The sequence below is a fragment of the Aureimonas populi genome (genome assembly GCF_017815515.1).
GTDB lineage: Bacteria > Pseudomonadota > Alphaproteobacteria > Rhizobiales > Rhizobiaceae > Aureimonas > Aureimonas populi.
The window spans coordinates 2,193,656-2,218,382 of sequence record NZ_CP072611.1 but is presented as its reverse complement, the minus strand read 5'-3'; the positions used below and the strand labels follow the sequence as shown (position 1 = coordinate 2,218,382).

Here is a 24,727-nt window from a genome sequence, read left to right as displayed (position 1 = left end):
CCACAGGATGCTTGCCGCGGCCGGCGCTTCACGCGACATAGAGGTCCGGAATCCGCCGGGAGGCAAGACGAGATGGCGAGGACGAGACAGGACGAGGCCGCACGCCTCGACGATGCGGCGCGCGCGGGCTGGCTCTACTACGTGGCCGGCAAGACGCAGGACGAGATCGCCCAGACCTTGCAGATCTCGCGCCAGAGCGCCCAGCGCCTCGTTTCCCTGTCGGTCAGCGCGGGCCTTGTGAAGGTGCGGATCGACCACCCCATCGCGGCCTGCCTCGATCTCGCGCGGCGGCTGCGCGAGCGGTTCGGCCTGTCCTTCGCCGAAGTCGTGCCCTCGGACGCGTCCTCCCCCTCCACCACGCTCGGCATCGCGCTGGCCGGCGCGGCGGAGATGGAGCGGCGCCTGCGCCAGAGCGAGCCGCTGATCATCGCCATGGGAACCGGGCGCACGCTCAAGGCCGCCGTCGAGCACCTACCGCCGATGGACTGCCCGCAACATCGCATCGTATCGCTGACGGGCAACATCACGCTCGACGGCTCGGCCTCGGTCTACAACGTCATCTTCTCCATGGCGGACGCGATCCGCGCGCCGCATCATCCCATGCCCCTGCCCGTCGTCGTCTCCAGCCCTCAGGAGCGGGCGCTCCTGCACGAGCAGAAGGTGGTCAGGCGCACCCTCTCGCTCGCGGCCGGGGCCGGCGTCGTCTTCGTGGGCGTGGGCGAGATCGGCCCGGACGCGCCCCTGGTGAAGGACGGCTACATCACGGCCGAGGAATGCGCGGACCTCGTGGGCCTCGGCGCGGTGGGCGAGATCGTCGGCTGGGCCTTCGACGCGCAGGGGCGGATCATCGACTGCGCCTATAACGAGCGGGTGGCCAGCGTCCCGCTTCCGGCCGGGCCGGGGGCCGAATCCATCGCGCTGGCGATGGGAGAGCGGAAACTGCCGGCGATTCGCGCGGCGCTCAGCGGCGGGCTCGTCAGCGGGCTCATCACCGACGAGGCGACGAGCGAGCGGCTGCTGGCCGCCTGACGGCAAAGAACTACAACGCAGGAGAGTGATCGCCGGTCGCCACGATGGTGCGACGCGGAACGCATTTCCGTTGACAGCGTGCAGTTGTAGTGAGAATTTGCCCCGGCATTGAGTATTTGCTCAAACGAGCTGGGAGGCTTTCCGACATGTTTCACCGCGCACTCGCTGCGGGCGCCGTTTCGTTGCTGGCCCTTGCCGGCACCGCCGGAGCCCAGACGACGCTCACCATCGGCACCGTCAACAACGGCGACATGATCCGCATGCAGGGTCTGACGCAGGATTTCACCGAGAAGCATCCCGACATCGCGCTCAACTGGGTCACGCTGGAGGAGAACGTCCTGCGCCAGCGCGTGACGACCGACATCGCCACCAGCGGCGGGCAGTTCGACGTGATGACCATCGGCACCTACGAAGTGCCGATCTGGGCCGCGAACGAGTGGCTGCTGCCGCTGAACAATCTGGGTGAGGACTACGATGTCGACGACATCCTGCCCCCGATCCGCGAGGCTCTCTCGGCCGACGGCACGCTCTATGCCGCGCCCTTCTACGCCGAGAGCGCGATGACGCTCTACCGCACGGACCTCTTCGAGGCGGCCGGGCTGGAGATGCCGGAAGCGCCGACATGGGAGTTCGTCGCCGAGGCCGCCCGGACCATCACCGAGCAGAATTCGGACGTCTACGGCATCTGCCTGCGCGGCAAGCCGGGCTGGGGCGAGAACATGGCCTTCCTCGGCGCCATGGCCCGCTCCTTCGGCGCCAATTATTTCGACGCGAGCTGGCAACCGCAGTTCGAAGGCGAGGGCTGGCGCACGGCGGTGACGCAATATGTGCAGATGATGACCGAGTACGGCCCTCCGGGTGCGGCCTCCAACGGCTTCAACGAGAACCTCTCGCTCTTCAACCAGGGCCGCTGCGCCATGTGGATGGACGCGACCGTGGCGGCCTCCTTCGTGACGAATCCCGAGGAGAGCCAGGTCGCGGAGAATGTCGGCTTCGCGCCCTTCCCGTGCGGCATCGACAATTGCCCGAACAACGGCGCGAACTGGCTGTGGGCGTGGTCGCTGGCCATCCCCGCCGGCTCGCAGAAGGCGGAAGCGGCGGAAACCTTCATCGCCTGGGCGACCTCCAGGGCCTATCTGGAGCTCGTGGCCGAGAACGAGGGCTGGGCCAACGTGCCTCCCGGCACCCGCACCTCGCTCTATGAGAACGCGCAGTATACGGCCGAGGCGCCGTTCGCGCAGGCGACGCTGAACGCGATCGACAACGCGGACCCCTCGATCACCGACGACAAGCCCTATGTGGGCCTCCAGTTCGCGGCGATCCCGGAGTTCCAGGGTCTCGGCACCGCCGTCGGCCAGCAGATGGCGGCCGCCGTCTCCGGCAGCATGAGCGTCGATCAGGCCCTCGCCTCGGCCCAGGCCGCCGCGACCCGCGAGATGACGCGCGCCGGCTACATCCAGTAACCGCCTCCCAGGCGAGACGAAGGGGCGTCCCTCCCGTGGGGGCGTCCCGCCCGATCCGCCGATGACGCAACGCCGCCCTTCCCCCTTCGTCGTCCCGGCCCCGAGCCGGCACCCATGCCGGGCCATGCGCCGCCGGATGGGCGACGAGGCGGCACGGCGGGCGTCCCGGCTTTCGGCGAGGAACGGCATGAATTCCGGCCAGGGGCCGGAATGACGCGAAAAGCCTGGAGGAAGGCACCGGACCCATGGCGACGACACAGACCAAATCGGCCGCGCGCCTGATGATGGCGCCTTCGGTGATCGCGCTCCTGATCTGGATGATCGTGCCGCTGTCGCTGACGCTCTATTTCTCCACGCTCAACTACAATCTGTTCAATCCGGGCGACACGCCCTTCATCGGGCTGACGAACTACCGCTTCTTCCTGTCCGATCCGGCTTTCTTCACCGCGCTGCGCAACACGCTGGCCCTCGTGCTCGGCGTCCTCGTCATCACGGTCGGCGGCGGCATCCTGCTCGCGCTCCTGCTCGACCAGGCCTTCTACGGCGTCAACATCGTGCGCCTTCTGGTGATCGCGCCCTTCTTCGTCATGCCCACGGTCGCGGCGCTGGTGTGGAAGAACATGATGATGAACCCCGTCTACGGGGTGATCGGGCAGTTCCTGAACTTCATCGGCCTGGGTGCGATCGACTGGTTCTCCACCGCGCCGCTCACCGCCGTCATCATCATCGTCGCCTGGCAATGGCTGCCCTTCTCCACGCTGATCCTGCTCACGGCCCTCCAGTCCCTCTCGGAGGACCAGAAGGAGGCGGCGGAGATGGACGGGGCCGGCGTGCTCTCGATCTTCTGGTACATCACGCTGCCGCACATGGCGCGCGCCATCACCGTCGTGATCCTCATCCAGACGATCTTCCTGCTCTCCATCTTCGCCGAGATCTACGTGACGACGAGCGGCGGGCCGGGCCTGCAGACGACGAACATCCCCTATCTCGTCTACTCCCAGGCGCTCCTCCAGTTCGATGTGGGCGGCGCTTCGGCGGGCGGCATCGTGGCGGTCATCCTCGCCAATATCGTCGCCTTCTTCCTCATCCGCCTCATCGGCAAGAATCTCGACGCGTAGGGAGACGAATCCATGGCCCGCGCAGTCTCCACCCGCCGCAAGATCGGCTTCACCATCCTCGGCTGGACGGTCGGATTCCTGATCTTCTTCCCCGTTCTCTGGACGGTGCTCACCTCGTTCAAGACCGAGCTTCAGGCGATCTCCATTCCGCCGCGCTTCGTCTTCTTCGACTGGACGCTGGAGAACTATTTCGCCATCCACGAGCGCTCGAACTATTTCCGCTTCGCGCTCAACTCGGTCTACCTCGCCTTCGGCTCCACGCTGGTCGGCCTGCTCTTCGCCGTACCCGCGGCCTGGGCCATGGCCTTCTCGCCCACGCCCCGCACCAAGGACGTGCTCCTGTGGATGCTGTCCACCAAGATGCTGCCGGCCGTCGGCGTGCTGGTGCCGATCACCCTGATCTTCCGCGACTTCAACCTCCTGGACACGCGCGTGGGGCTGATCGGGGTGCTGTTCCTCATCAACCTGCCGATCATGGTCTGGATGCTCTACACTTACTTCAAGGAGATCCCGGGTGAGATCCTGGAGGCGGCGCGCATGGACGGCGCAACGCTCGCCAAGGAGATCACGCAGGTCCTGGCGCCCATGGCCGTTCCGGGCATTGCCTCCACCGTGCTGCTGTCGGTGATCCTGGCCTGGAACGAGGCGTTCTGGACGCTGAACCTCACCACCACCAACGCCGCGCCCCTCTCGGCCTTCATCGCATCCTTCTCCAGCCCGCAGGGCAATTTCTACGCCAAGCTTTCGGCGGCCTCGACCATGGCCATCGCGCCGATCCTGATCATCGGCTGGTTCTCGCAGAAGCAGCTCGTGCGCGGCCTGACCTTCGGCGCCGTCAAGTAAGGACAAGCCTCATGAGCGCCATCACCCTTTCCAACGTCCAGAAACGCTTCGGCGATGTCGTCATCATCCCCGGCCTCGACCTCGATATCCGCGACGGCGAGTTCGTGGTCTTCGTCGGCCCCTCGGGCTGCGGCAAGTCCACGCTGCTGCGCCTCATCGCGGGGCTGGAGGATGTGTCGGGCGGGCAGATCAGCATCGACGGGCGGGACGTGACCAACGTCTCGCCCGCCCGGCGCGAGCTGGCCATGGTCTTCCAGTCCTATGCGCTCTATCCGCATATGAGCGTGCGGGCCAATATCGGCTTCCCGCTCAAGATGGCCGGCCAGCCCAAGGCGGAGATCGCGCGCAAGGTGGAGGCGGCCGCCGCCACGCTGAACCTGACGGACTATCTCGACCGCCGCCCGCGCGAGCTTTCCGGCGGCCAGCGCCAGCGCGTGGCCATCGGCCGCGCCATCGTGCGCGAGCCCAAGGGCTTCCTCTTCGACGAGCCGCTGTCGAACCTCGACGCGGCGCTGCGCGTCAACATGCGCCTGGAGCTTTCCGAGCTGCACCAGCAGCTCCAGACGACGATGATCTACGTCACGCACGACCAGGTGGAGGCGATGACGATGGCAGACAAGATCGTCGTCCTCAACAGGGGCAGGGTCGAGCAGGTCGGCTCGCCGCTGGAGCTTTACGAGAACCCGGCCAACCTCTTCGTCGCCGGCTTCATCGGCTCGCCCAGGATGAACATCCTGAAGGGCGAATACGCCTCGCGCTTCGGTGCGCCGGCCATCGGCATCCGGCCAGAGCACCTGGCGATCTCTTCCACCGAGGGCGCGCTGAAGGGCACGGCCGGCGTCTGCGAGCATCTCGGCTCGGACACGTTCGTGCACGTGAAGCTCGACAATGGCGAGCAGATCACCGCCCGCTCGGCCGGGGACTACCGCGTCAGCCATGGCGACACGGTGTGGCTGACGCCCGAGGACGGCCGCCTGCACCGCTTCGACGACAAGGGGCTCGCCCTCTCATGAGCCGTCTGGCGGGAAAGCGGGCGCTGATCACGGGCGGGGCGCGGGGCATCGGGCTGGCCTTCGCGCAGGCCTATGTGCGCGAGGGCGCGAGCGTGGTTCTCCTCGACCTCGACGGCGAGGCCGCCACCCGCGCGGCCGCCGCGATCGGCCCCGCCGCCTCGGCGCGCCGGCTCGACGTGTCGAAGCCGGACGAGATCGACGCGGCGGTGGCGGAGCTGGCGGCGGTGGCGCCCATCGACATCCTCGTCAACAACGCCGCCCTGTTCGACATGGCGCCGGTGAACGAGGTGAGCGAGGCCTCCTACGACAGGCTCTTTTCGGTCAATGTGAAGGGGTCGCTCTTCATGATGCGCGCCGTCTCGCGCGCCATGATCGAAGCGGGCCGGGGCGGCAAGATCATCAACATGGCCAGCCAGGCGGGGCGCCGGGGCGAGGCCCTGGTCACGGTCTACTGCGCCACCAAGGCGGCGGTCATCTCCCTCACCCAGTCGGCGGGCCTGGCGCTCATCCGGCACGGCATCAACGTCAACGCCATCGCGCCCGGCGTGGTGGACGGCGAGCACTGGAGCCATGTCGATTCGCTGTTCGCCCGATACGAGAACCGGCCGCTTGGCGAGAAGAAGCGCCTGGTGGGCGAGGCCGTGCCCTTCGGGCGCATGGGAACGCCCGAGGATCTGACCGGCATGGCGATCTTCCTCGCCTCTGCCGAGAGCAACTACGTCGTCGCCCAGACATACAATGTCGACGGCGGAAACTGGATGAGCTGACGGGAAACGCCACGATGTATCTGGAAAAACTGAAACTCGACGGCCGGATCGCGGTCGTCACCGGCGCCGGACAGGGCATCGGCGAGGCCTGCGCCACGGCGCTGGGCGAAGCCGGCGCGACCGTGATCATCGCGGACATGGACGCCTCGCGCGTCGAGACCTGCCTGTCGCGCCTGACGGCCCTGGGCATCAAGGCCCATGGTGCGACGCTGGACGTGACGCGATCGGCCGATGTCGCCGCGCTGGCCGATAGGATCGTCGCCGAGCATGGCCGCGTCGACATCCTCGTCAACAATGCCGGCGTCGCCAAGTCCGACGTGCGCGCCGAGGACACGAGCGACGAGCACTGGCGCTTTCACATGGACGTCAACCTCGACGGGCTGTTCTGGTGCTGCCGCGAGTTCGGCCGCAAGATGCTGGAAGGCGGCTCGGGCTCGATCGTCAATATCGGCTCCATGTCCGGCTTCATCGTCAACAAGCCGCAGCCGCAGAGCTTCTACAACGCCTCCAAGGCCGCCGTTCACCATCTCACCAAGTCGCTGGCGGCCGAATGGGGCCAAAGGGGCGTGCGGGTGAACGCCGTGGCGCCCACCTATATCGAAACGCCGCTGACGAAGTTCGGCATGGACGAGAACCCGGACATGTACAAGGTCTGGCTCGAGATGACGCCGATGGGCCGCGTCGGCCAACCGGACGAGATCGCCTCCGTCGTCCACTTCCTCGCCTCCGATGCCGCAAGCCTGCTCACCGGCTCCATCGTGGTCGCCGATGGCGGCTACACCTGCTGGTGATGGGCCCCCTCCGGGCCTTCGCGACACGCGAAGGATCGTGCTAGTCAAGGCCCGCTCGCGCCATGCGCGAGCGGTCTTGCGGCAGCTCTCGGGAGGAACGGGATGAGTGACGCCTTCATCGGCGTGGACGTGGGCACGGGAAGCGCGCGCGCGGGCGTCTTCGACCGGCGCGGACAGCTTCTGGGCACCGCCAAGCGCGAGATCCGCCTGTGGCGGGAGGACCATGGCATCGTCGAGCAGTCCTCGGCCGACATCTGGGCGGCCGTGGTCGCCTCCGTGCGCGAGGCGGTGGCGAAGGCCGGCGTCTCGCCGGCCGACATCGGCGGGCTCGGCTTCGACGCCACCTGCTCGCTCGTCGTGGTGGGCGAGGACGGCAAGGGCCTGCCGGTCGGCCCCTCGGAGGATGCGGCGCGCGACATCGTGGTGTGGATGGACCATCGCGCGCTCGACCAGACGCGGCGCATCAACGAAACGGGCCACGAGGTGCTGCGCTATGTGGGCGGCGCCGTCTCGCCCGAGATGGAGACGCCCAAGCTCCTGTGGCTGAAGGAGAAGCGGCCCGAGATCTTCGCGCGCGCGGCGCATTTCTTCGATCTGGCCGATTATCTCTCCTGGCGCGCCACGGGCAGCCTCCAGCGCTCGGTCTGCACCCTCACCTGCAAATGGACCTATCTGGCCCACGAGCGCCGCTGGGACCCCGGCTATTTCCGCACGGTGGGCCTCGGCGAGCTGGCGGACGAGGGCTTCTCGCGCATCGGCAGAGAGGTGGTCGATATCGGCGCGCCGCTCGGAGCCGGGCTCACGGCCGGGGTGGCTGCGGAACTCGGCCTTGCTCCCGGCACGCCGGTGGGCGCGCCGGCCATCGACGCCCATGCCGGCGGCATCGGCACGCTGGGGGCGGACCGCGGCGGGGCGCCCGCCGATCCGGCCGCGGAGCTTGCCCTCATCATGGGCACCTCCTCCTGCGCCATGGCGGTCACGCGCGACGCGGCCTTCGTGGACGGCGTCTGGGGCCCGTATCGCGATTCGCTCCTGCCGGGATACTGGCTGCTGGAAGGCGGGCAGTCCGCCTATGGCGCCGCGCTCGATTACCTCGTGGCGCTGCACCCGGCCTTTCCCGCCGCCCGTGAAACGGCCGCTGCCAAGGGCGTCTCGGTGCTCGACCATCTGGAAGCGCGCGCGGTGGAGATGGCCGGTTCGGTGGAAGAGGCGGCGCGTCTTGCCGGCAAGCTGCACATCGTGCCCGAGTTCCTCGGCAACCGCTCGCCGGAGGCCGACCCGGCCGCGACCGCCGTCATCGCCGGCCTGGGGCTGGAGACGAGCGAGGCCAGCCTCGTGCGCCTCTTCGTCGCCGGGCTTTGCGGCCTGTCCTACGGGACCGGGCAGATCGTCGAGGCGATGCGCGAGCGGGGCGTGGATCTGGGCACCATCGTGGTCTCGGGCGGCGCCGCGCGCTCGCCGCTCCTGCGGCGCATCCTGGCGGACGCCACCGGTATGCGCGTCGCCCTGCCCCGCACGGCCGAGCCCGTGCTCCTTGGCAGCGCCATCATCGGCGCGGTGGCGGGCAAGGCCTTCGCCGACCTCTCGGCGGCGGCCGCCGCCATGTGCGGCATCGGCGAGGAGATCGCGCCCAATCCCGCGCTGAGGGACCTGCACGACGCCCGGCGCCGAGCCTATCACATCCTGCGCCGCGCCGAGCGCGAGGTGCGCGCGCTCTAGAAACCATGGGAGGACGCCCGCGATGATCCTGGTCTGCGGCGAGGCGCTGATCGACTTCTTCTCCACCGGCAAGGGGGAGCGCGCGCTGGCCATGGAGGGCCATGTCGGCGGCTCTCCCTTCAACGTGGCCGTGGGCGCGGCGCGCCTCGGGCGCGAGGTGGCCTTCTTCGGCGCGCTCTCGGACGATTTCTTCGGCAAGCGCCTGCGCCGCGCGCTGGAGGAGGAAGGCGTTTCCCTCTCATTCGCCAAGCGCACGGGCCGCCCCTCCCCCCTGAGCTTCGTCTCCGTCGGCGAGGATGGCCTCGTGGCCTATTCCTTCCGCAACGAGGGTGCGGCCGACCACGACCTCCTCGAAACCGACCTGCCCGATCCGGGCGATGCGGTGAGTTGCGTGAGCGTCGGCTCCTACACGCTCGGGCTCGACTCGGCGGGCGAGACGGTGACGCGGCTGGCCGAGCGGATGGGGCGGGAGCGCGTGGTCTCCTTCGACCCGAATGTGCGCCCCGGCCTCATCGGGGACGACGCGGCATGGCGCGCCCGCTTCGAGCGGGTGATCCGCGCCGCGTCCATCGTCAAGATCAGCACGGAGGATATCGGCCACGCCTTCGGCCCCGGCGCGGATGTGGAGGCCATCGCGCGAGGCTGGCTGCGCCAGGGCCCCGCGCTCGTGCTGGTCACGGACGGGCCGCAGCCGGTGCGCGCCTTCGGCGCCTTCGGCAGCGTCCGCTTCCAGGGCCCGGCCGTCACGGTGGTCGATACGGTGGGCGCAGGGGACAGCTTCCACGCCGCGCTCCTCTCCTTCATCGAGGCGGAGGGGCGCATGACGCGCGGGGCGCTGGAGACGCTCGACCTCGCCTTCATTGAGCGCGCTTTGGCCTTCGCCTGCCGGGCGGCGGCGATCACCTGCTCGCGCCGGGGCGCGGACCTGCCGCGCTCCGGCGACATGGCGCGGCCCGCCTGAGCCGACTATTCCAGGAAGCCGTTTTCAACCTCCCTCGCATCCCCCGCTTCGCTTCGCGCGCAAAGGCGATTATCACGGCGGCAGACGGAAGGGCGGGCCCCATGCAGGAATACGAGGTCTTCATCATCGGCGGCGGCATCAACGGCTGCGGCGTGGCGCGCGATGCGGCGGGGCGCGGCTATCGCGTGGGGCTGTGCGAGATGAACGATCTCGCCTCCGGCACCTCGTCCTGGTCCACCAAGCTGATCCACGGCGGCCTGCGCTATCTGGAGCATTACGAGTTCGGGCTCGTGCGCCACGCGCTTCTGGAGCGCGAGGTGCTCTGGTCGATCGCCCCGCACATCGTGCGCCCGCTTCGCTTCGTCCTGCCCCATCACAAGGGCCTGCGGCCCGCCTGGCTGCTGCGCCTCGGGCTCTTCCTCTACGATCATATCGGCGGGCGCAAACGCCTGAAGAGCACCACCGGCGTCGATCTTCGCGGCCCCCTCGGCGCGCCGCTGAAGCCCGAATTCACCAAGGGCTTCGAATATTCGGACGCGCGGGTGGACGATGCGCGCCTCGTGGTCCTCAACGCTCGGGACGCGCAGGCGCGCGGCGCGGACATCATGGTGCGCACCCGGCTCGTCTCGGCGCGGCGGGAAAAGGGCCGCTGGCGCCTGACGCTGGACGACCACCGGACGGGCGAGACCTTCGAGGCGAGCGCGGCCTTCCTCGTCAACACGGCCGGCCCCTGGGTGGACGCGGTGATCCGAGAGGCCCTCGGCCAGAACGAGGCGCACAACATCCGCCTCGTGCAGGGTTCCCATCTCGTCACGCGCAAGCTCTACGAGCACGACCGGGCCTTCATCTTCCAGAATGCCGACGGCCGTATCATCTTCACCATTCCCTACGAGGAGGATTTCACCCTCCTCGGCACCACGGACCGGGATTTCTCCGGCGCGCCGGAGGATGCCGCCATCACGCCGGAGGAAACGGACTATCTCCTCTCGGCCGCCGCTGAGTACCTGAAGGTCCCGGTCACGCGCGAGGACGTGGTCTGGACCTATTCCGGCGTGCGCCCCCTGTTCGACGACGGCGCTTCCAGCGCGCAGGAGGCAACGCGGGACTATGTGCTGAAGATGGAGACGAAGCCGGGCGAGGCCCCGCTCCTCAACGCGTTCGGCGGAAAGATCACGACCTACCGGGTTCTGGCCGAGGAGGTGCTGGCCCGGATCGGCCGGGCGCTGGGGCCGAAGGGCGAAAGCTGGACCGGCCGGCAGCCCCTGCCCGGCGGCGACTTCCCCGTCGACGGCGTGGCGGCGCTGGAGCGCGAATTCACACAGATCGCGCCGGAGCTCGACGCCCGCACCGTACGTCGCCTCGTGCGCGCCTACGGCACGGACGCGCGGTCCTTCCTGCGCCCCGGCGCCCTTGGCCGCCAGTTCGGCCACGGGCTGAGCGAGGCGGAGGTGAACTGGCTGGTGGACCGGGAATGGGCCCGCACCGCCCAGGACATCCTGTGGCGCCGCACCAAGCTCGGCCTGCGCTTCGACGAGCGCCAGACACAGAACCTCGAAACCCACATCGCCGAGCGGATGGGGGAGCATCTGGTGGGCCCGGCAGGATTCGAACCTGCAACCAAGCGGTTATGAGCCGCCGGCTCTAACCATTGAGCTACAGGCCCGACGCTCCTCCCCTAGCCGAAACTTCGCGCGGCCTCAAGCAAGCCGTTGGCCTGCCCCGTCTTCCGCCGCATTCGGATGAACAGTAGCGGCATCGTTCACTCGCGAATCGAAAGGATCGCCATGCGCGCGCCTCACTGCCGGACCGCCCTTGCCCTTGCCCTCTTCCTCCTGCCCGCCGCGGCCCATGCCCAGGCACCCGCCGAGGAGGACCGCGAGGCAGCGACCGTTACCGTTCTGGGCGAGGGAGAAGCCAGCGGGGCCCCGGACCTCGCCATGGCCAACCTCACCGTCCTGCGCGTGGCCGAGACGGCGGAAGCGGCCCTGTCGCAGGCCAACGAGGCCGCGCGCGCGGTGGCCGAGGCCATGGGCGAGCTGGGGATCGAGGCACGAGACCTCCAGACCGGCGGCTTCTCCATCACCCCGCAATATCGCTACGAGAACCGCCAGGACGGCACCAGCGCCCCGCCCGAGCTCGTCGGCTACGAGGTGAGGAACACCCTGGCCGTGCGCATCCGCGATCTCTCGCGGATCGGCGAGGTGCTCGACCGCGCGGTCTCGCTCGGCGTCAACCAGGGCGGCGACATCGCCTTCCAGATCGAAGATCCCTCCTCGCTGCGCGACGAGGCCCGGCGCGAGGCCGTCTCGCGGGCGCGCGAAAGCGCCACCATCATCGCGGAAGCGGCCGGCGTGACGCTGGGCCGCGTCGTCTCGATCTCGGACGAGGCCGGTCCCTCCATTCCCCGGCCGATGGCCGAGGCGCGCATGATGGCCGCGTCCGCCGATGCCGGCGTTCCCATCCAGACCGGTGAGAACACGGTGCGCACGCAACTTCGGGTCGTCTTCGAGCTGGAGGACGCGCAGTAACACCCTTGCAATGCAAGGCGCGTGGCGGGCTGAGACTCGCCTGCCACGCGTATAGACGTTGCAAAAGTTCCTCTTCCTTAAGGTCATCTTAGCTCTTGCGGCTTATCTTGGGCCGCCACAGCCGGGATGAATGCGGGCGGGTGAGGGATCATTGCAATTGAAGCAGCTTCTCACCGCGATCTTCCACTCCCGTGCCAGCGTGTCGATCGCCTGCATCACGGCGGCCGCATCGCTCGGCGTTTCCGATCTTCTCCATGGCTACGGACCGGACGCCCGCATCGGGCTGATTGCGGTGGGCCTCCTCCTGAGTGCCGTCGCGCTCGGCACCATCATCGCCAACCAGATCCAGACGGCCTGGCAGGACGAGCAGATCGCCGAGCTGGAACGCCAGCGCGTACACGAGGCGTCCTACGACCATGCCACCGGCGCCCTCACGCGCCGCTGCTTCCTGGAAGCGTGCGAACAGGCGGTTCGAACCGCCTCCCCCGAGCGGCCGCTCGGCTATTTCGCCGTCGACATGGATTATCTGAAGATCCTGAACGACAGCCTCGGCCACGAGGTGGGGGACGGGGCGCTGCGCCGCCTCGTGCAGGCCATGGGCCGGGCCGGCGACGACATCATCATCGGCCGGCTGGGCGGCGACGAGTTCGCCTTCCTGTTGCCCTGCGCCGACGAGCGGGAGGCATACGCCGTGGCCGCCTCCTTCCTGAAGGACATCCGCAAGGCCTCCGTCCTGCGGGGGAGCGAGATCACCCTTTCGGCGACGATCGGCATCGCCCTCATCCCGTCCCATACGAGCTTTCTTTCCGAAGCCCTGCAATTCTCCGACCTTGCCCTCTATGAGGGCAAACGCGCCGGCCGGGGGCAGGCCACGCTCTTCACCCCGCGAATGCTGGGCGAGTTCCGCCGCGAACGGCAGATCGAGCGGGAGCTGAAGCTCGGGCTGGAGAAGGACGAGCTGCGCCAGTTCTACCAGCCGATCCACGATGCGAGCGGGCGCATCATCGCCGCGCGCGCCCTTTTGCAGTGGGACAGCTCCTGGCTCGGGCCCGTGCCGGCCGAAACCTTCATCCCGGTCGCCTCGATGACGACCCTGATCGACCGGGTGGGGGAATGGTCGTTCCGCCGGGCCTGCGAGGATGCCCGCTCGTTCGAGAACCTGACGGTGAGCATTCCCGTCTCCCTCGGCCAGCTCAAACGCGAGCGCATCGTGCACATGGTCCGCAAGGTCCGCGAGGAGGCGAGCATCGCGATGAACCGCGTGGTCCTGGTGCTGGAGCAGACCGCCACCCGCGTCGGCCATCAGGATGTGGAGCGCCGCCTTCACCGGCTTCGCGAGTTGGGCGTGCGCATCTCGCTCGACGATCTGAGCACCATCGTGTGCGACTTCGAGCGCCTGCGCGACTTTCCCACCGACATCGTGCGCATCAAGCAGCAGCAGATCGCGCGGCTGGGCAAAAGCGAGACGGACAATGTCGTGGTCTCGGCGCTCGCCAGCGTGGCGGCGGCCCTCGGCCTGCCGATCGTGGCCGATGGCGTGGCGAGCGAGGAGCAGTTCGTCCTGGCGCGCACGGCCGGCTGCTCCATGTTCACCGGGCCTTATTTCTCGGACGCCATGACGGCGCAGGAGCTTCGCGCCCGGCTTCCGCAGGCCTGCGCGGACAAGCGGGCGACGGCGAAGGAAGAGGCATGAAAAAGGCCGGGATGGCGATCCCGGCCTCTTAAGCTCCTCACGCCTCGTGCGATATCAGCTATCGAGGAAGGAGCGCAGCTTGCGCGAGCGCGAAGGATGCTTGAGCTTGCGCAGGGCCTTGGCCTCGATCTGGCGGATGCGCTCGCGCGTCACCGAGAACTGCTGGCCGACCTCCTCCAGCGTGTGGTCGGTGTTCATGCCGATGCCGAAGCGCATGCGCAGCACGCGCTCCTCGCGCGGGGTGAGCGAGGCCAGGACGCGCGTGGTGGTTTCGCGCAGATTGGCCTGGATCGCCGCGTCGATCGGCAGGATGGCGTTCTTGTCCTCGATGAAGTCGCCGAGATGGCTGTCCTCCTCGTCGCCCACGGGCGTTTCGAGGGAGATCGGCTCCTTGGCGATCTTCAGGACCTTGCGCACCTTCTCCAGCGGCATGGCCAGCTTCTCGGCCAGCTCTTCCGGCGTCGGCTCGCGCCCGATCTCGTGCAGCATCTGGCGCGAGGTCCGCACGATCTTGTTGATCGTCTCGATCATGTGCACCGGGATGCGGATGGTCCGCGCCTGATCCGCGATCGAGCGGGTGATCGCCTGCCGGATCCACCACGTGGCGTAGGTCGAGAACTTGTAGCCGCGGCGGTACTCGAACTTGTCCACCGCCTTCATCAGGCCGATATTGCCCTCCTGGATGAGGTCCAGGAACTGAAGGCCGCGGTTCGTGTACTTCTTGGCGATGGAGATGACGAGGCGAAGATTGGCCTCCACCATCTCCTTCTTGGCCTGCCGGGCCTCCCGCTCGCCCTTCTGCACCATGTGGACGATGCGGCGGAACTCGGTGATCTCCAGGCCCGTCTCCGTGGCGAGATTCTGGATTTCCTGGCGAAGCCCCCGGATGCCGTCCTTCTCGGAGGCCGCGAACTTGGCCCAGCCCTTGCCCGAAAGATTGGCGATGGAGCGCGTCCAGTTGGGGTCGAGCTCCGAGCCGTAATAGCTCTTCAGGAACTCGTCGCGCTTCACCCCGTGCCCTTCGGCCAGCCGCAGGAGCTTGCCCTCGTTGCCCACGAGGCGCTTGTTGATGTCGTAGAGCTGGGCGACCAGGCTGTCGATACGGTTCTGGTTGAGGGACAGGCCCTTCACCGCCGCGACGAGGTCTTCCTTGAGCTTGCGGTAGGAGCGCTCCTGCGAGGAGGACAGGGCCCCCGTCGCCGCGAGGCGCGCTTCCACCTGCTGGTCCTGGAGCTTGCGCAGGCGCTTGTAGGCGTCGGCGATCTGGTCGAAGGTCTCCATGACCTGCGGCCGGATCTCGGCCTCCATGGCGGCGAGCGACAGGGAGTTCTCGAGGTCGTCGTCGTCCTCGTCGTCCTCGGGATTGCCCTCCCCCGGCGCGGCGGGCGCGGCCTCCGGGGCCTCGCCGTTCACGGGCGAGGCGCTCGGCAGCTTCGCCTCGGGCCCGGCATAGGTCGCCTCGAGATCGACGATCTCGCGCAGCATCACGTTGCCGTCGTTCAGATCGTCGCGCCAGATGATGATGGCCTGGAAGGTGAGCGGGCTCTCGCAGAGCCCGGCGATCATCGTCTCGCGCCCGGCCTCGATGCGCTTGGCGATGGCGATCTCGCCCTCGCGCGAGAGAAGCTCGACCGAGCCCATCTCGCGAAGATACATGCGCACGGGGTCGTCGGTGCGGTCGCCCGCCTCGCGCTTCTGCGTGGTGGCGACGGCCGTGGGGCCGGATTCGGCAAGCTCGGTGGAGCCTTCCTTCTCGTCCTCGGCCTTCTCCTCGCCTTCCTCGCTCTCGTCGTCCTCCACGACGTTGATGCCCATGTCGTTGAGCATCGCCATCGTGTCCTCGATCTGCTCCGAGGTCACTTCCTCGGTGTTCAGGACCGAGTTGAGCTTGTCCATCGTGACGAAGCCGCGCTTCTTGGCGGCCTTGATCATCTTCTTGACGGCGTCGTCCGACAGGTCCAGCAAAGGACTGTCCGGCGTCTCCGGACGCTCCTCGACCGCCGCCTCGCTTTCCTTGACCCTAGTCGCCATGCGAATTCTTCTCCGTTTCGCGCCATTCGCGCGCTATCCGAGGTCCATGGGTCCCCGAACCGGCCCCGAACGACGCTGATACGCGGGCAGCCGTTAAAGTCCAATTAACCATACCCGGCCAGGCCGGGGAAAAAACGCGTTCCCTGCGCGCCGCCGGCCGCGCACGGGCGAAGATCGAACGTTGGACCCTCTCCACGATTTCATCTCGCCGAGTCAAGACGTTCAACGACATACGCCTCCGCACCACGCCGAAAAGGCCCATATCGAACGAAAACGGCGCACTTCAAGAGAGGCACCGCTCCTATCCGCCTCGCGCGGGGCGGCCCGAAAGAAGGCCGAAGCCGTCGATCAGCGCCTCCGTCCCCGCGAAATTGTCGATCTCGCGCTTGATCTCGATCATCTGGATATAGGCGATCTCGGAAAACTCGGCCGCGAGCGTCGCTTCCGCCTGACGCAGCTCCCTATGTAAGGAGTGGAACCGATGCTGCAAGTGAAGCGCCTGGCGCATCGTCTCGCGCGCATCCTCCAGCGCCGCCCCTTCCAGCAGCGACCAGACGCCCAGCATCCGCAGCCGCTCCTCGAAAGAGGCGAAGGTCGCGCCCATGCCCCGCCGCGCGAGCTCCGCCACGATCTCCTCGCGCGAATGGGGCAGATGGTCGGCGTAGACGTCCAGCACCGCCGAGCGAAGTCGCGCCAGCTCCCCCTCCGGCAGCTCCAGGTCGGCGAAATGGTCGAAGGCCTCGCCCAGCAGCGCGGGGTGGTTCACGAAGCCGACCACGATGGCGATCTCCCTCGGGCTCGCGGAGGCGGCGCCGGCGCCGCGCATCAGCCCCGAGCGCATCAGCCGTTCCGACACCACGGAGCGCTTGGGGCTGGAGCCGCCGCGCCGGCCCCGCCCGGCGTCGCGCTCCGGCCGCGCGCCCCGGCGCCCCTCCCCGCGCCGCGCGCCGGCGGGCGGGCCGAAGAAGCCGGCCAGCCGCTCCTCCATGTCCTGCGCGTAGTGGCGCCGCACGCTCTCGTCGCCGATCCGGCGGGCCAGCCCCTTGAGGCGCTGCTCCAGGTCGGCGCGGCGCTCGGGCGTGTCGAAGACGCCGCCGGCCGTCTCGCGCATCCACAGGAGGTCGGCCAGCGGGCGAGCGCCCTCGATCACCGCGCGGAAGGCCTCGGGGCCGCCGGACTGGACGAGATCGTCCGGGTCCTTGCCCTCGGGCAGGAGCGCGAAGCGCAGGGAGCGGCCGGGCTTGAGCTGCGGCAAGGCCAGCTCCGCCGCCCGGTGCGCGGCCTTCAGACCCGCCGCGTCGCCGTCGAAGCACAGGACGGGCTCGGCGGCGTTGCGCCACAGAAGGTCGAGCTGGCGCTCCGTCAGCGCCGTGCCGAGCGGGGCGACGGCATTCTCGAAGCCGGCCTGATGGATGGCGATGACATCCATGTAGCCTTCCACCACCAGAAGCGTTCCCGCGTCCCTCGCGCCGCGCCGCGCCCGGGCGAGGTTGAAGAGGTTGTCGCCCTTGTGGAAGACCTCGGTCTCGGGCGAGTTCAAATATTTCGCCGGCACGCCGGGGCCGAGCGCCCGGCCGCCGAAGGCGATGATCCTTTCGCGCGCGTCCTCGATGGGGAACATCACCCGGTCGCGGAAGCGGTCGTAGGACACGGCGATTCCCTCGCCGTGCACCACGAGCCCCGCCCCCTCGATCTCGGCCTTGCCGACGTTCCTGGCGGCGAGGAACTCCTTCAGCGCCGAGCGGCTGTCGGGCGCGTAGCCGAGGCCGAAGAGCTTTTGCGTGGCTGGGTTCAGGCCCCGGTCGCGCAGATAGGCCCGCGCCTTCGCCCCCGGCGCCTCGCTGAGGCTCTGCCGGAAGAAGCCGGCGGCCAGCGCCAGCGCGTCCAGAACGCTCGCGCGCTCCTTCTCGTGCCGCTCCGCATCGGGGTCGCGCGCCGGCATGGGGAGCCCGGCCTCGCCGGCCAGCCGCTCGACCGCCTCGGGAAAGCTCATCCCCTCCAGCTCGGTGAGGAAGCGGAAATGGTCACCGGACACGCCGCAGCCGAAGCAGTGATAGCGGCCCTTGGCGTCCTCGCAGTGGAAGGAGGGCGATTTCTCGCCATGGAACGGGCAGCAGGCCCAGTAGTCGCCGCGCGAGCTCTGCGTCTTGCGCCGGTCCCACGTCACCCGCCGCCCGATCACGTCCGAGATGGGAACGCGCGCACGGATGTCGTCGAGGAACTGGGGTGAGAAGCGCATGGCCTCCATATCGCCCCGCGCGGAGCAAGATGCCAGCCGGGGATGGTTCTCAACAGCTTTCCACAGGCGTAAGAAACGCGCAGGGAGGCAATTTCTCGACCAGCCCGTCTCGAAAGGCCCGCACGTTCCATGCTGCTTCGCGCGTTCACGGCGATCTTCCTGTTCCAGTTCATCGGCGAGTTCATCGCCGTGCTCTCGGGCCTTCCCCTGCCGGGGCCGGTCCTGGGCATGGTCCTTCTCTTCGTCTTCCTCGTCCTGCGCGGCTCGGTGCCGGCGGGCATCGCCGCGGTCGGCGAGGGCCTCCTGTCCCATCTCTCGCTGCTCTTCGTGCCCGCCGGCGCGGGCGTCATCCTCCATGCGGGGCGCATCGGCGAGGCGGCGCCCGCCATCGCCGCCGCGCTTCTCGTCTCGACGCTGGCCACCATCGCCGTCACCGGTCTCCTGATGCGGCGGCTGTCCGGGAAGGCCGCCCGATGATTCGCGATACGGTTCCCGACATCTGGGTCTATCTGGCGACGACGCCGCTCTTTGCGCTGCTGCTGACGCTCGTCGCCTACCAGATCGGCATGGCGCTGCACGTGCGCAGCGGGTTCATGGCCATCGTCAACCCGGTGCTTCTGGCCATCCTCATCGTGGTGGGCGTCCTCCTCCTCACCGATACGGGCTACCAGACCTATTTCGACGGCGCGCAGTTCGTGCATTTCCTGCTCGGCCCGGCCACCGTCGCGCTCGCCGTGCCGCTCTACCGGCAGTTCGAGCGCATCAGGAAGAGCTGGAAGGCCATCCTGGCCAGCCTCGTGGCGGGGTCGCTCACCTCCATCCTCACCGCCGTGGGCATCGCGCGCCTCTTCTCGGCTCCCGGCGACATCGTCACCGCGCTCGCGCCAAAGGCCGCGACCACGCCCGTCGCCATGGCCATCACCGAGGCGCTGGGCGGCCCGCCTTCGCTGTCGGCGGTCTTCGTCCTGATGACGGGCATGCTGGGGGCGATGCTGGGGCCCGCGCTGCTGAGCCTCCTGCGCATCGACGATCCCGCCTCGCGCGGGCTGGCGCTCGGCACCGCCTCGCACGGCATCGGCACGGCGCGCGCCTTTCAGGAGAGCGAGGTGACCGGCGCCTTCTCCGGCCTCGCCATGGGGCTGAACGCCATCGCCACGGCGCTTCTCCTTCCCCTGCTCTGGTATTGGCTCGCCTGATTGCCCAAATGGCCGGGAGGCGCTAAGAGGTCCCGATCAACGGACAAAGACCGCCTAATGGAGACCCTTGCGATGAGCGAAGGCTGGAGCACACGCACGCCGACCGCCCTTCTGGTGCTGGCCGACGGAACGGTCATCGAGGGCGACGGGCTGGGCGCGACGGGCAAGGCGCTCGGCGAGGTGTGCTTCAACACCTCGCTCACCGGCTACCAGGAGATCCTGACCGATCCGTCCTACGCCCGGCAGATCGTCACCTTCACCTTCCCCCATATCGGCAATGTCGGGGCGAACGAGGAGGATCTGGAAGACCTCGTTCCCGAGAATGGCGTCGGCGCGGTGGGCGCGATCTTCCGCGCGGAGGTCTCTGCCCCCTCCAACTACCGGTCCACCGGTCCTCTCGATGCCTGGCTGAAGGCGCGCGGCATCGTCGCGCTGTCGGGCATCGACACGCGCGCGCTCACCGCCCTCATCCGCGAGAAGGGCATGCCCAACGCCGTCATCGCCCATTCGCCGGACGGCCGCTTCGACGTGGAGGCCCTGCGCCGGCGCGCGGCCGGCTGGAGCGGGCTGGAGGGGCTGGACCTGGCGAAGGACGCCGCCTCCGCGCGCACCGAGATCTGGGAAGAAGGCACCTGGGCCTGGGACGCCGGCTACGGGCGCCCGTCCGATCATCGCTACACCGTCGTCGCCATCGACTACGGCGCCAAGCGCAACATCCTCCGGCTGATGTCCGGCCACGGGGCGCGCGTCGTCATCGTGCCGCCGACGGCCAGCGCCGAGGAGGTGCTCAGCCACGCCCCGGACGGCATCTTCCTCTCCAACGGCCCCGGCGACCCGGCGGCAACGGGGCAATATGCCGTGCCCGTCATCCGGGAGCTGGCCACGACCGGCATTCCCATGTTCGGCATCTGCCTCGGCCACCAGCTCCTGGCGCTGGCGCTGGGCGGCACCACGCAGAAGATGCACCAGGGCCACCACGGCGCGAACCATCCGGTCAAGGACTTCACCACCGGCAAGGTCGAGATCGTCTCTATGAACCACGGCTTCGCCGTCGCCGCCGATTCGCTGCCCGCGAGCGTGGAGGAGACCCATGTCTCCCTGTTCGACGGCACCAATTGCGGCCTGCGGGTGAAGGACGCCCCGGTCTTCTCCGTGCAGCACCATCCCGAAGCCTCACCCGGCCCGCAGGATTCGCACTACCTCTTCCAGCGCTTCTTCGACATGATCGACGCGCACCGCGCGAAACGGGCGGCGTAAGCGCCTAGCGCCTGCGCCGCGCCTCTGTCGTGCCAGCGCAACGACGCGATGGCTACCCAGGCGAGGAGCGGCATCCAGAGGAAATAGATCGCGATTTCCCAGTTCATCGGTCCAGCCCGTCGAGAGCGCCCTGCGCCAGCCAATGTGGGCGCAGGCTGACGAAAAGGCAAAGTGCCGAGAATGGAACGCCGGACGCCGGATGAAGCATATCGCTCAGCATCGAGAGCGGGATGGTCAGCACCGCGGCCACGATAAACGCGTTCGCGATGCCGTTCACATAGGTCGCGCGCAGCTTGATCTTCTCTCGTGCACCCTCGCTCAGCTTTCGTGGCTGCACACCTTCTTCCGCCGTCATTCGCTCTCCCGGCGCCAAGCCCGTCATCGCCTCCCAGCCTATCCACCCGGCAAAGCGTCGAGAAGCGCCTCGCGGGGGTTCCCCCGGCGCTGCGCCTCGCCTATAAGCCGCTTCCAGCCTTTAGACAGACGACGCCGCACCCGGCCGCGCCCCATGCGGCCCGGGTCTTCGCGCGCACGAACAAGACGGACGGCCCGATGCCCAAGCGTACCGACATCAAATCCATCCTCATCGTCGGCGCCGGGCCCATCATCATCGGGCAGGCCTGCGAGTTCGACTATTCCGGTACGCAGGCCTGCAAGGCCCTGCGCGAGGAGGGCTACCGGATCGTCCTCGTCAATTCGAACCCGGCGACGATCATGACAGATCCCGATCTCGCCGACGCGACCTATATCGAGCCGATCACGCCCGAGGTCGTCGCCAAGATCATCGCCAGGGAGCGGCCGGATGCGATCCTGCCCACCATGGGCGGCCAGACCGCGCTGAACACCGCGCTCTCCCTCAAGCGCATGGGCGTTCTCGACAAGTACAAGGTCGAGATGATCGGCGCGGACGCGACCGCCATCGACAAGGCCGAGGACCGCGCCCTCTTCCGAGAGGCGATGTCCAAGATCGGCCTTGCGACACCCAAATCCTTCCTGGCCAACGCCACCGAGGCCAAGCACGCCGACAAGCTGGCGCATGAGGAGCGCAAGGCCGCCCTTATCCGCGAGACACCCGAGAACGACCGCGAGGAAGCCCTTGCCGCGCTGGAAACCGAGTGGAACCTCGGCGAGAGCGACCGCAAGCAGCGCTACATGACGCGCGCGCTCGCCGCCGCAGCCGAGGGGCTGGAGCATGTCGGCTTGCCGGCGATCATCCGCCCCTCCTTCACCATGGGCGGCACCGGCGGCGGCATCGCCTACAACCGCTCGGAGTTCTTCGAGATCGTGGAAGGCGGGCTCGACGCCTCCCCCACCACCGAGGTGCTGATCGAGGAATCCGTGCTCGGCTGGAAGGAGTACGAGATGGAGGTCGTCCGCGACAAGGCGGACAACTGCATCATCGTCTGCTCCATCGAGAACGTCGATCCGATGGGCGTGCACACCGGCGATTCCATCACGGTCGCCCCGGCGCTGACGCTCACCGACAAGGAATACCAGGTGATGCGCAACGCCTCGATCGCGGTGCTGCGCGAGATCGGGGTCGAGACGGGCGGCTCCAACGTGCAGTTCGCCGTCAACCCGGCGGACGGCCGGCTGGTGGTCATCGAGATGAACCCGCGCGTCTCGCGCTCGTCCGCGCTGGCCTCCAAGGCCACGGGCTTTCCCATCGCCAAGGTCGCGGCCAAGCTCGCCGTCGGCTACACGCTGGACGAGCTGAAGAACGACATCACCGGCGGCGCGACCCCGGCCTCCTTCGAGCCGACCATCGACTATGTCGTCACCAAGATTCCGCGTTTCGCCTTCGAGAAGTTCCCCGGCGCCGAGCCGACGCTGACCACCGCCATGAAGTCGGTCGGCGAGGTCATGGCCATCGGGCGCACCTTCGAGGAAAGCCTCCAGAAGGCGCTGCGGGGCCTGGAAACCGGCCTCGACGGGCTGGACGAGATCGAGATCCCCGGCCTCGGCGAGGGCGAGGACAAGAACGCCATCCTGGAAGTGCTCGGCCGCCCGACGCCCGACCGGCTGCGCCAGGTGGTGCAGGCGCTGCGCCTGGGCCTGTCGAAGGCGCAGGTGCATCAGGCCTGCAAGATCGACCCGTGGTTCCTCGATCGGCTCCAGGCCATTGTCGACATGGAGGCGAAAGTGCGCGAGCACGGCCTGCCGGCCGACGCGGACAATCTGCGCTTCCTGAAGAGCATGGGCTTCTCGGACGCGCGCCTCGCCCGGCTCGCAGGCCGGCGGGAGGAGGAGGTCGCCAGCCTTCGCGAATCGCTGGACGTGCGCCCCGCCTTCAAGCGGATCGACACCTGCGCCGCCGAGTTCGCCTCCCCCACCCCCTATATGTACTCGACCTACGAGAAGCCCTTCGCCGGCGCCCTGCGCTCGGAGGCCGAGGTCTCGGGCGCGCGCAAGGTGGTCATCCTCGGCGGCGGGCCGAACCGCATCGGCCAGGGCATCGAGTTCGACTATTGCTGCTGCCATGCCGCCTTCGCGCTGAAGGATGCCGGCTTCGAATCGATCATGATCAACTGCAACCCGGAGACGGTCTCCACCGACTACGACACGTCCGACCGGCTCTATTTCGAGCCGCTGACGGGCGAGGACGTTCTGGAGATCCTCAAGGCCGAGCAGGAGAAGGGCGAGCTTGTCGGCGTCATCGTGCAGTTCGGCGGCCAGACGCCGCTCAAGCTCGCCGAGGCGCTGGAGAAGGCCGGCATCCCGATCCTGGGCACCTCGCCGGATGCGATCGACCTGGCCGAGGACCGCGACCGCTTCCAGAAGCTGCTGCACGACCTGAAGCTGACCCAGCCCAACAACGGCATCGCCCGTTCGGTGGAGGAAGCGCGGGTCATCGTGGAGCGCATCGGCTATCCGGTGGTGGTGCGCCCCTCCTACGTGCTCGGCGGGCGCGCGATGGAGATCGTGCGCGGCGAGCACCAGTTCGAGCGATACATGAAGGAGGCCGTCGTCGTCTCCGGCAAGTCGCCGGTGCTCATCGACAGTTATCTCTCCGACGCCATCGAGGTGGACGTGGATTGCTTGAGCGACGGCACGGACACCTTCGTGGCGGGCATCATGGAGCATATCGAGGAGGCGGGCATCCATTCGGGTGATTCGGCCTGCTCGCTGCCGGTGCATTCGCTCTGCGCGAAGATCACCGACGAGCTGGAGCGCCAGACGCGCGAGATGGCTCTGGCCCTCAGGGTGGGCGGGCTGATGAACGTGCAGTTCGCCATCAAGGGCGAGGAGATCTACGTTCTCGAGGTGAACCCGCGCGCCTCGCGCACCGTGCCCTTCGTGGCCAAGACGGTGGGCTCGCCCATCGCCAAGGTCGCCGCGCGCATCATGGCGGGCGAGACGCTGGAGGCGGCCTTCGCCGCCTATGGCGGCAAGCCGGACGTGAAGGGCCTGCGCCACATCGCGGTGAAGGAAGCCGTCTTCCCCTTCGCGCGCTTTCCCGGCGTCGACACGCTGCTCGGCCCGGAGATGCGCTCGACCGGCGAGGTCATGGGCCTCGATTTCGACTATGCGCTGGCCTTCGCCAAGGCGCAGCTCGGCGCGGGCGTCGACCTGCCGCGCGAGGGCACCGTCTTCGTCTCGGTGCGCGACGGCGACAAGGAGGGCGTGGTGGCGCCGGTGCGCCGGCTGGTGGAACAGGGCTTCCGCGTCTCGGCGACGGAGGGGACCCATCTCTTCCTCGCGCGCAAGGGCATCGCCTCGGAGAAGGTGAACAAGGTGCTGGAAGGCCGCCCCCACATCGAGGACGCCATCCGCAACCGGCAGGTGCAGCTCGTGCTGAACACCACCGAGGGCGCCAAGGCGGTGTCGGATTCGCGCTCGCTGCGCCGGGCGGCGCTGATGCACAAGGTGCCCTACTACACCACCCTCGCGGGCATGGTCGCGGCGGCCGAGGCCATCGCCGCGCTGAAGGCCGGGAATCTTGAAGTTCGCCCCCTTCAATCCTACTTCCGAGCCGCTTGAACTCTTTGCGGCCGGGGTGTCTGATCCCAGGGTGCAACTGATTCTCTCAGGGACCGGTCTCCTCCAAGGGGCCGGTCCGCAATTTTATCCGGCAAGGC

Annotated in this window: 19 protein-coding genes and 1 tRNA gene; 16 read left to right on the top strand and 4 right to left on the bottom strand. The window is 68.3% G+C overall.

The features are described 5' to 3' along the window. Positions 1 to 72 precede the first annotated feature (72 nt). The 10 genes from J7654_RS10285 (at position 73) to glpD (ending at position 11,335) form a co-directional block, all read left to right on the top strand. A complete protein-coding gene (locus J7654_RS10285; protein ID WP_209735813.1) occupies positions 73 to 1,029 on the top strand; it encodes a sugar-binding transcriptional regulator in 957 nt (318 codons plus the stop codon). A 146-nt stretch (positions 1,030 to 1,175) separates the two neighbouring features. Beyond that, positions 1,176 to 2,492 (top strand): ABC transporter substrate-binding protein, encoded by a 1,317-nt coding sequence (locus J7654_RS10280; RefSeq protein ID WP_209735812.1) that lies wholly within the window; start codon positions 1,176 to 1,178, stop codon positions 2,490 to 2,492. Between the two features lie 245 nt (positions 2,493 to 2,737). Next, positions 2,738 to 3,610 carry a carbohydrate ABC transporter permease gene (locus J7654_RS10275; RefSeq protein ID WP_209735811.1) on the top strand — a complete coding sequence of 291 codons (873 nt, stop codon included), beginning with the start codon at positions 2,738 to 2,740 and terminating at the stop codon, positions 3,608 to 3,610. A 12-nt stretch (positions 3,611 to 3,622) separates the two neighbouring features. Then, positions 3,623 to 4,453 carry a carbohydrate ABC transporter permease gene (locus tag J7654_RS10270; RefSeq protein WP_209735810.1) on the top strand — a complete coding sequence of 277 codons (831 nt, stop codon included), beginning with the start codon at positions 3,623 to 3,625 and terminating at the stop codon, positions 4,451 to 4,453. A gap of 11 nt (positions 4,454 to 4,464) precedes the next feature. Beyond that, complete coding sequence (locus J7654_RS10265) at positions 4,465 to 5,466, top strand: ABC transporter ATP-binding protein (RefSeq protein ID WP_209735809.1); 1,002 nt, start codon at positions 4,465 to 4,467, stop codon at positions 5,464 to 5,466. After that, entirely contained in the window at positions 5,463 to 6,233 is a 771-nt protein-coding gene (locus J7654_RS10260; RefSeq protein ID WP_209735808.1) for an L-iditol 2-dehydrogenase, read from the top strand. Before J7654_RS10265 ends, J7654_RS10260 begins: the two co-directional genes overlap by 4 nt. 14 nt (positions 6,234 to 6,247) lie before the next feature. Continuing rightward, a complete protein-coding gene (locus J7654_RS10255; RefSeq protein WP_209735807.1) occupies positions 6,248 to 7,024 on the top strand; it encodes an SDR family NAD(P)-dependent oxidoreductase in 777 nt (258 codons plus the stop codon). Between the two features lie 102 nt (positions 7,025 to 7,126). After that, entirely contained in the window at positions 7,127 to 8,743 is a 1,617-nt protein-coding gene (locus J7654_RS10250; protein WP_209735806.1) for an FGGY-family carbohydrate kinase, read from the top strand. Between the two features lie 22 nt (positions 8,744 to 8,765). Continuing rightward, positions 8,766 to 9,704, top strand: a complete 939-nt coding sequence (locus J7654_RS10245) for a carbohydrate kinase family protein (protein WP_209735805.1) — start codon at positions 8,766 to 8,768, stop codon at positions 9,702 to 9,704. 101 nt (positions 9,705 to 9,805) lie between these two features. Then, on the top strand, positions 9,806 to 11,335 hold the full coding sequence (glpD, locus tag J7654_RS10240; protein WP_209740426.1) for a glycerol-3-phosphate dehydrogenase: 1,530 nt from the start codon (positions 9,806 to 9,808) through the stop codon (positions 11,333 to 11,335). Here glpD and J7654_RS10235 read toward each other — a convergent pair. Further along, positions 11,292 to 11,367: transfer RNA gene (locus J7654_RS10235), tRNA-Ile, on the bottom strand. The genes glpD and J7654_RS10235 overlap by 44 nt on opposite strands. Before the next feature lie 121 nt (positions 11,368 to 11,488). Between J7654_RS10235 and J7654_RS10230 the strand changes: the two genes are divergently transcribed. Both J7654_RS10230 and J7654_RS10225 read left to right on the top strand, forming a co-directional pair. Beyond that, entirely contained in the window at positions 11,489 to 12,232 is a 744-nt protein-coding gene (locus tag J7654_RS10230) for an SIMPL domain-containing protein (protein WP_209735804.1), read from the top strand. 157 nt (positions 12,233 to 12,389) lie between these two features. Further along, positions 12,390 to 13,925, top strand: a complete 1,536-nt coding sequence (locus J7654_RS10225) for an EAL domain-containing protein (protein WP_209735803.1) — start codon at positions 12,390 to 12,392, stop codon at positions 13,923 to 13,925. A gap of 54 nt (positions 13,926 to 13,979) precedes the next feature. Here the strand turns inward: J7654_RS10225 and rpoD are convergent, their stop codons facing one another. Next, complete coding sequence (rpoD, locus tag J7654_RS10220) at positions 13,980 to 15,956, bottom strand: RNA polymerase sigma factor RpoD (RefSeq protein WP_209735802.1); 1,977 nt, start codon at positions 15,954 to 15,956, stop codon at positions 13,980 to 13,982. A gap of 301 nt (positions 15,957 to 16,257) precedes the next feature. Further along, positions 16,258 to 18,195 carry a DNA primase gene (gene dnaG, locus J7654_RS10215; RefSeq protein ID WP_209735801.1) on the bottom strand — a complete coding sequence of 646 codons (1,938 nt, stop codon included), beginning with the start codon at positions 18,193 to 18,195 and terminating at the stop codon, positions 16,258 to 16,260. A 129-nt stretch (positions 18,196 to 18,324) separates the two neighbouring features. Between dnaG and J7654_RS10210 the strand changes: the two genes are divergently transcribed. From J7654_RS10210 to carA, 3 genes are all read left to right on the top strand, one after another. Beyond that, positions 18,325 to 18,672 carry a CidA/LrgA family protein gene (locus J7654_RS10210; protein WP_245195458.1) on the top strand — a complete coding sequence of 116 codons (348 nt, stop codon included), beginning with the start codon at positions 18,325 to 18,327 and terminating at the stop codon, positions 18,670 to 18,672. After that, positions 18,669 to 19,391 carry an LrgB family protein gene (locus J7654_RS10205; RefSeq protein WP_209735800.1) on the top strand — a complete coding sequence of 241 codons (723 nt, stop codon included), beginning with the start codon at positions 18,669 to 18,671 and terminating at the stop codon, positions 19,389 to 19,391. Before J7654_RS10210 ends, J7654_RS10205 begins: the two co-directional genes overlap by 4 nt. Positions 19,392 to 19,463: 72 nt before the next feature. After that, complete coding sequence (gene carA, locus J7654_RS10200) at positions 19,464 to 20,648, top strand: glutamine-hydrolyzing carbamoyl-phosphate synthase small subunit (protein WP_209735799.1); 1,185 nt, start codon at positions 19,464 to 19,466, stop codon at positions 20,646 to 20,648. Between the two features lie 103 nt (positions 20,649 to 20,751). On the opposite strand, the gene J7654_RS10195 is transcribed toward carA, so the two are convergent. Further along, positions 20,752 to 21,003 (bottom strand): hypothetical protein, encoded by a 252-nt coding sequence (locus J7654_RS10195; RefSeq protein ID WP_209735798.1) that lies wholly within the window; start codon positions 21,001 to 21,003, stop codon positions 20,752 to 20,754. Positions 21,004 to 21,200: 197 nt separating this feature from the next. On the opposite strand from J7654_RS10195, the gene carB reads away from it, so the two are divergent. After that, entirely contained in the window at positions 21,201 to 24,629 is a 3,429-nt protein-coding gene (gene carB / locus J7654_RS10190) for a carbamoyl-phosphate synthase large subunit (protein WP_209735797.1), read from the top strand. Positions 24,630 to 24,727: the final 98 nt, after the last annotated feature.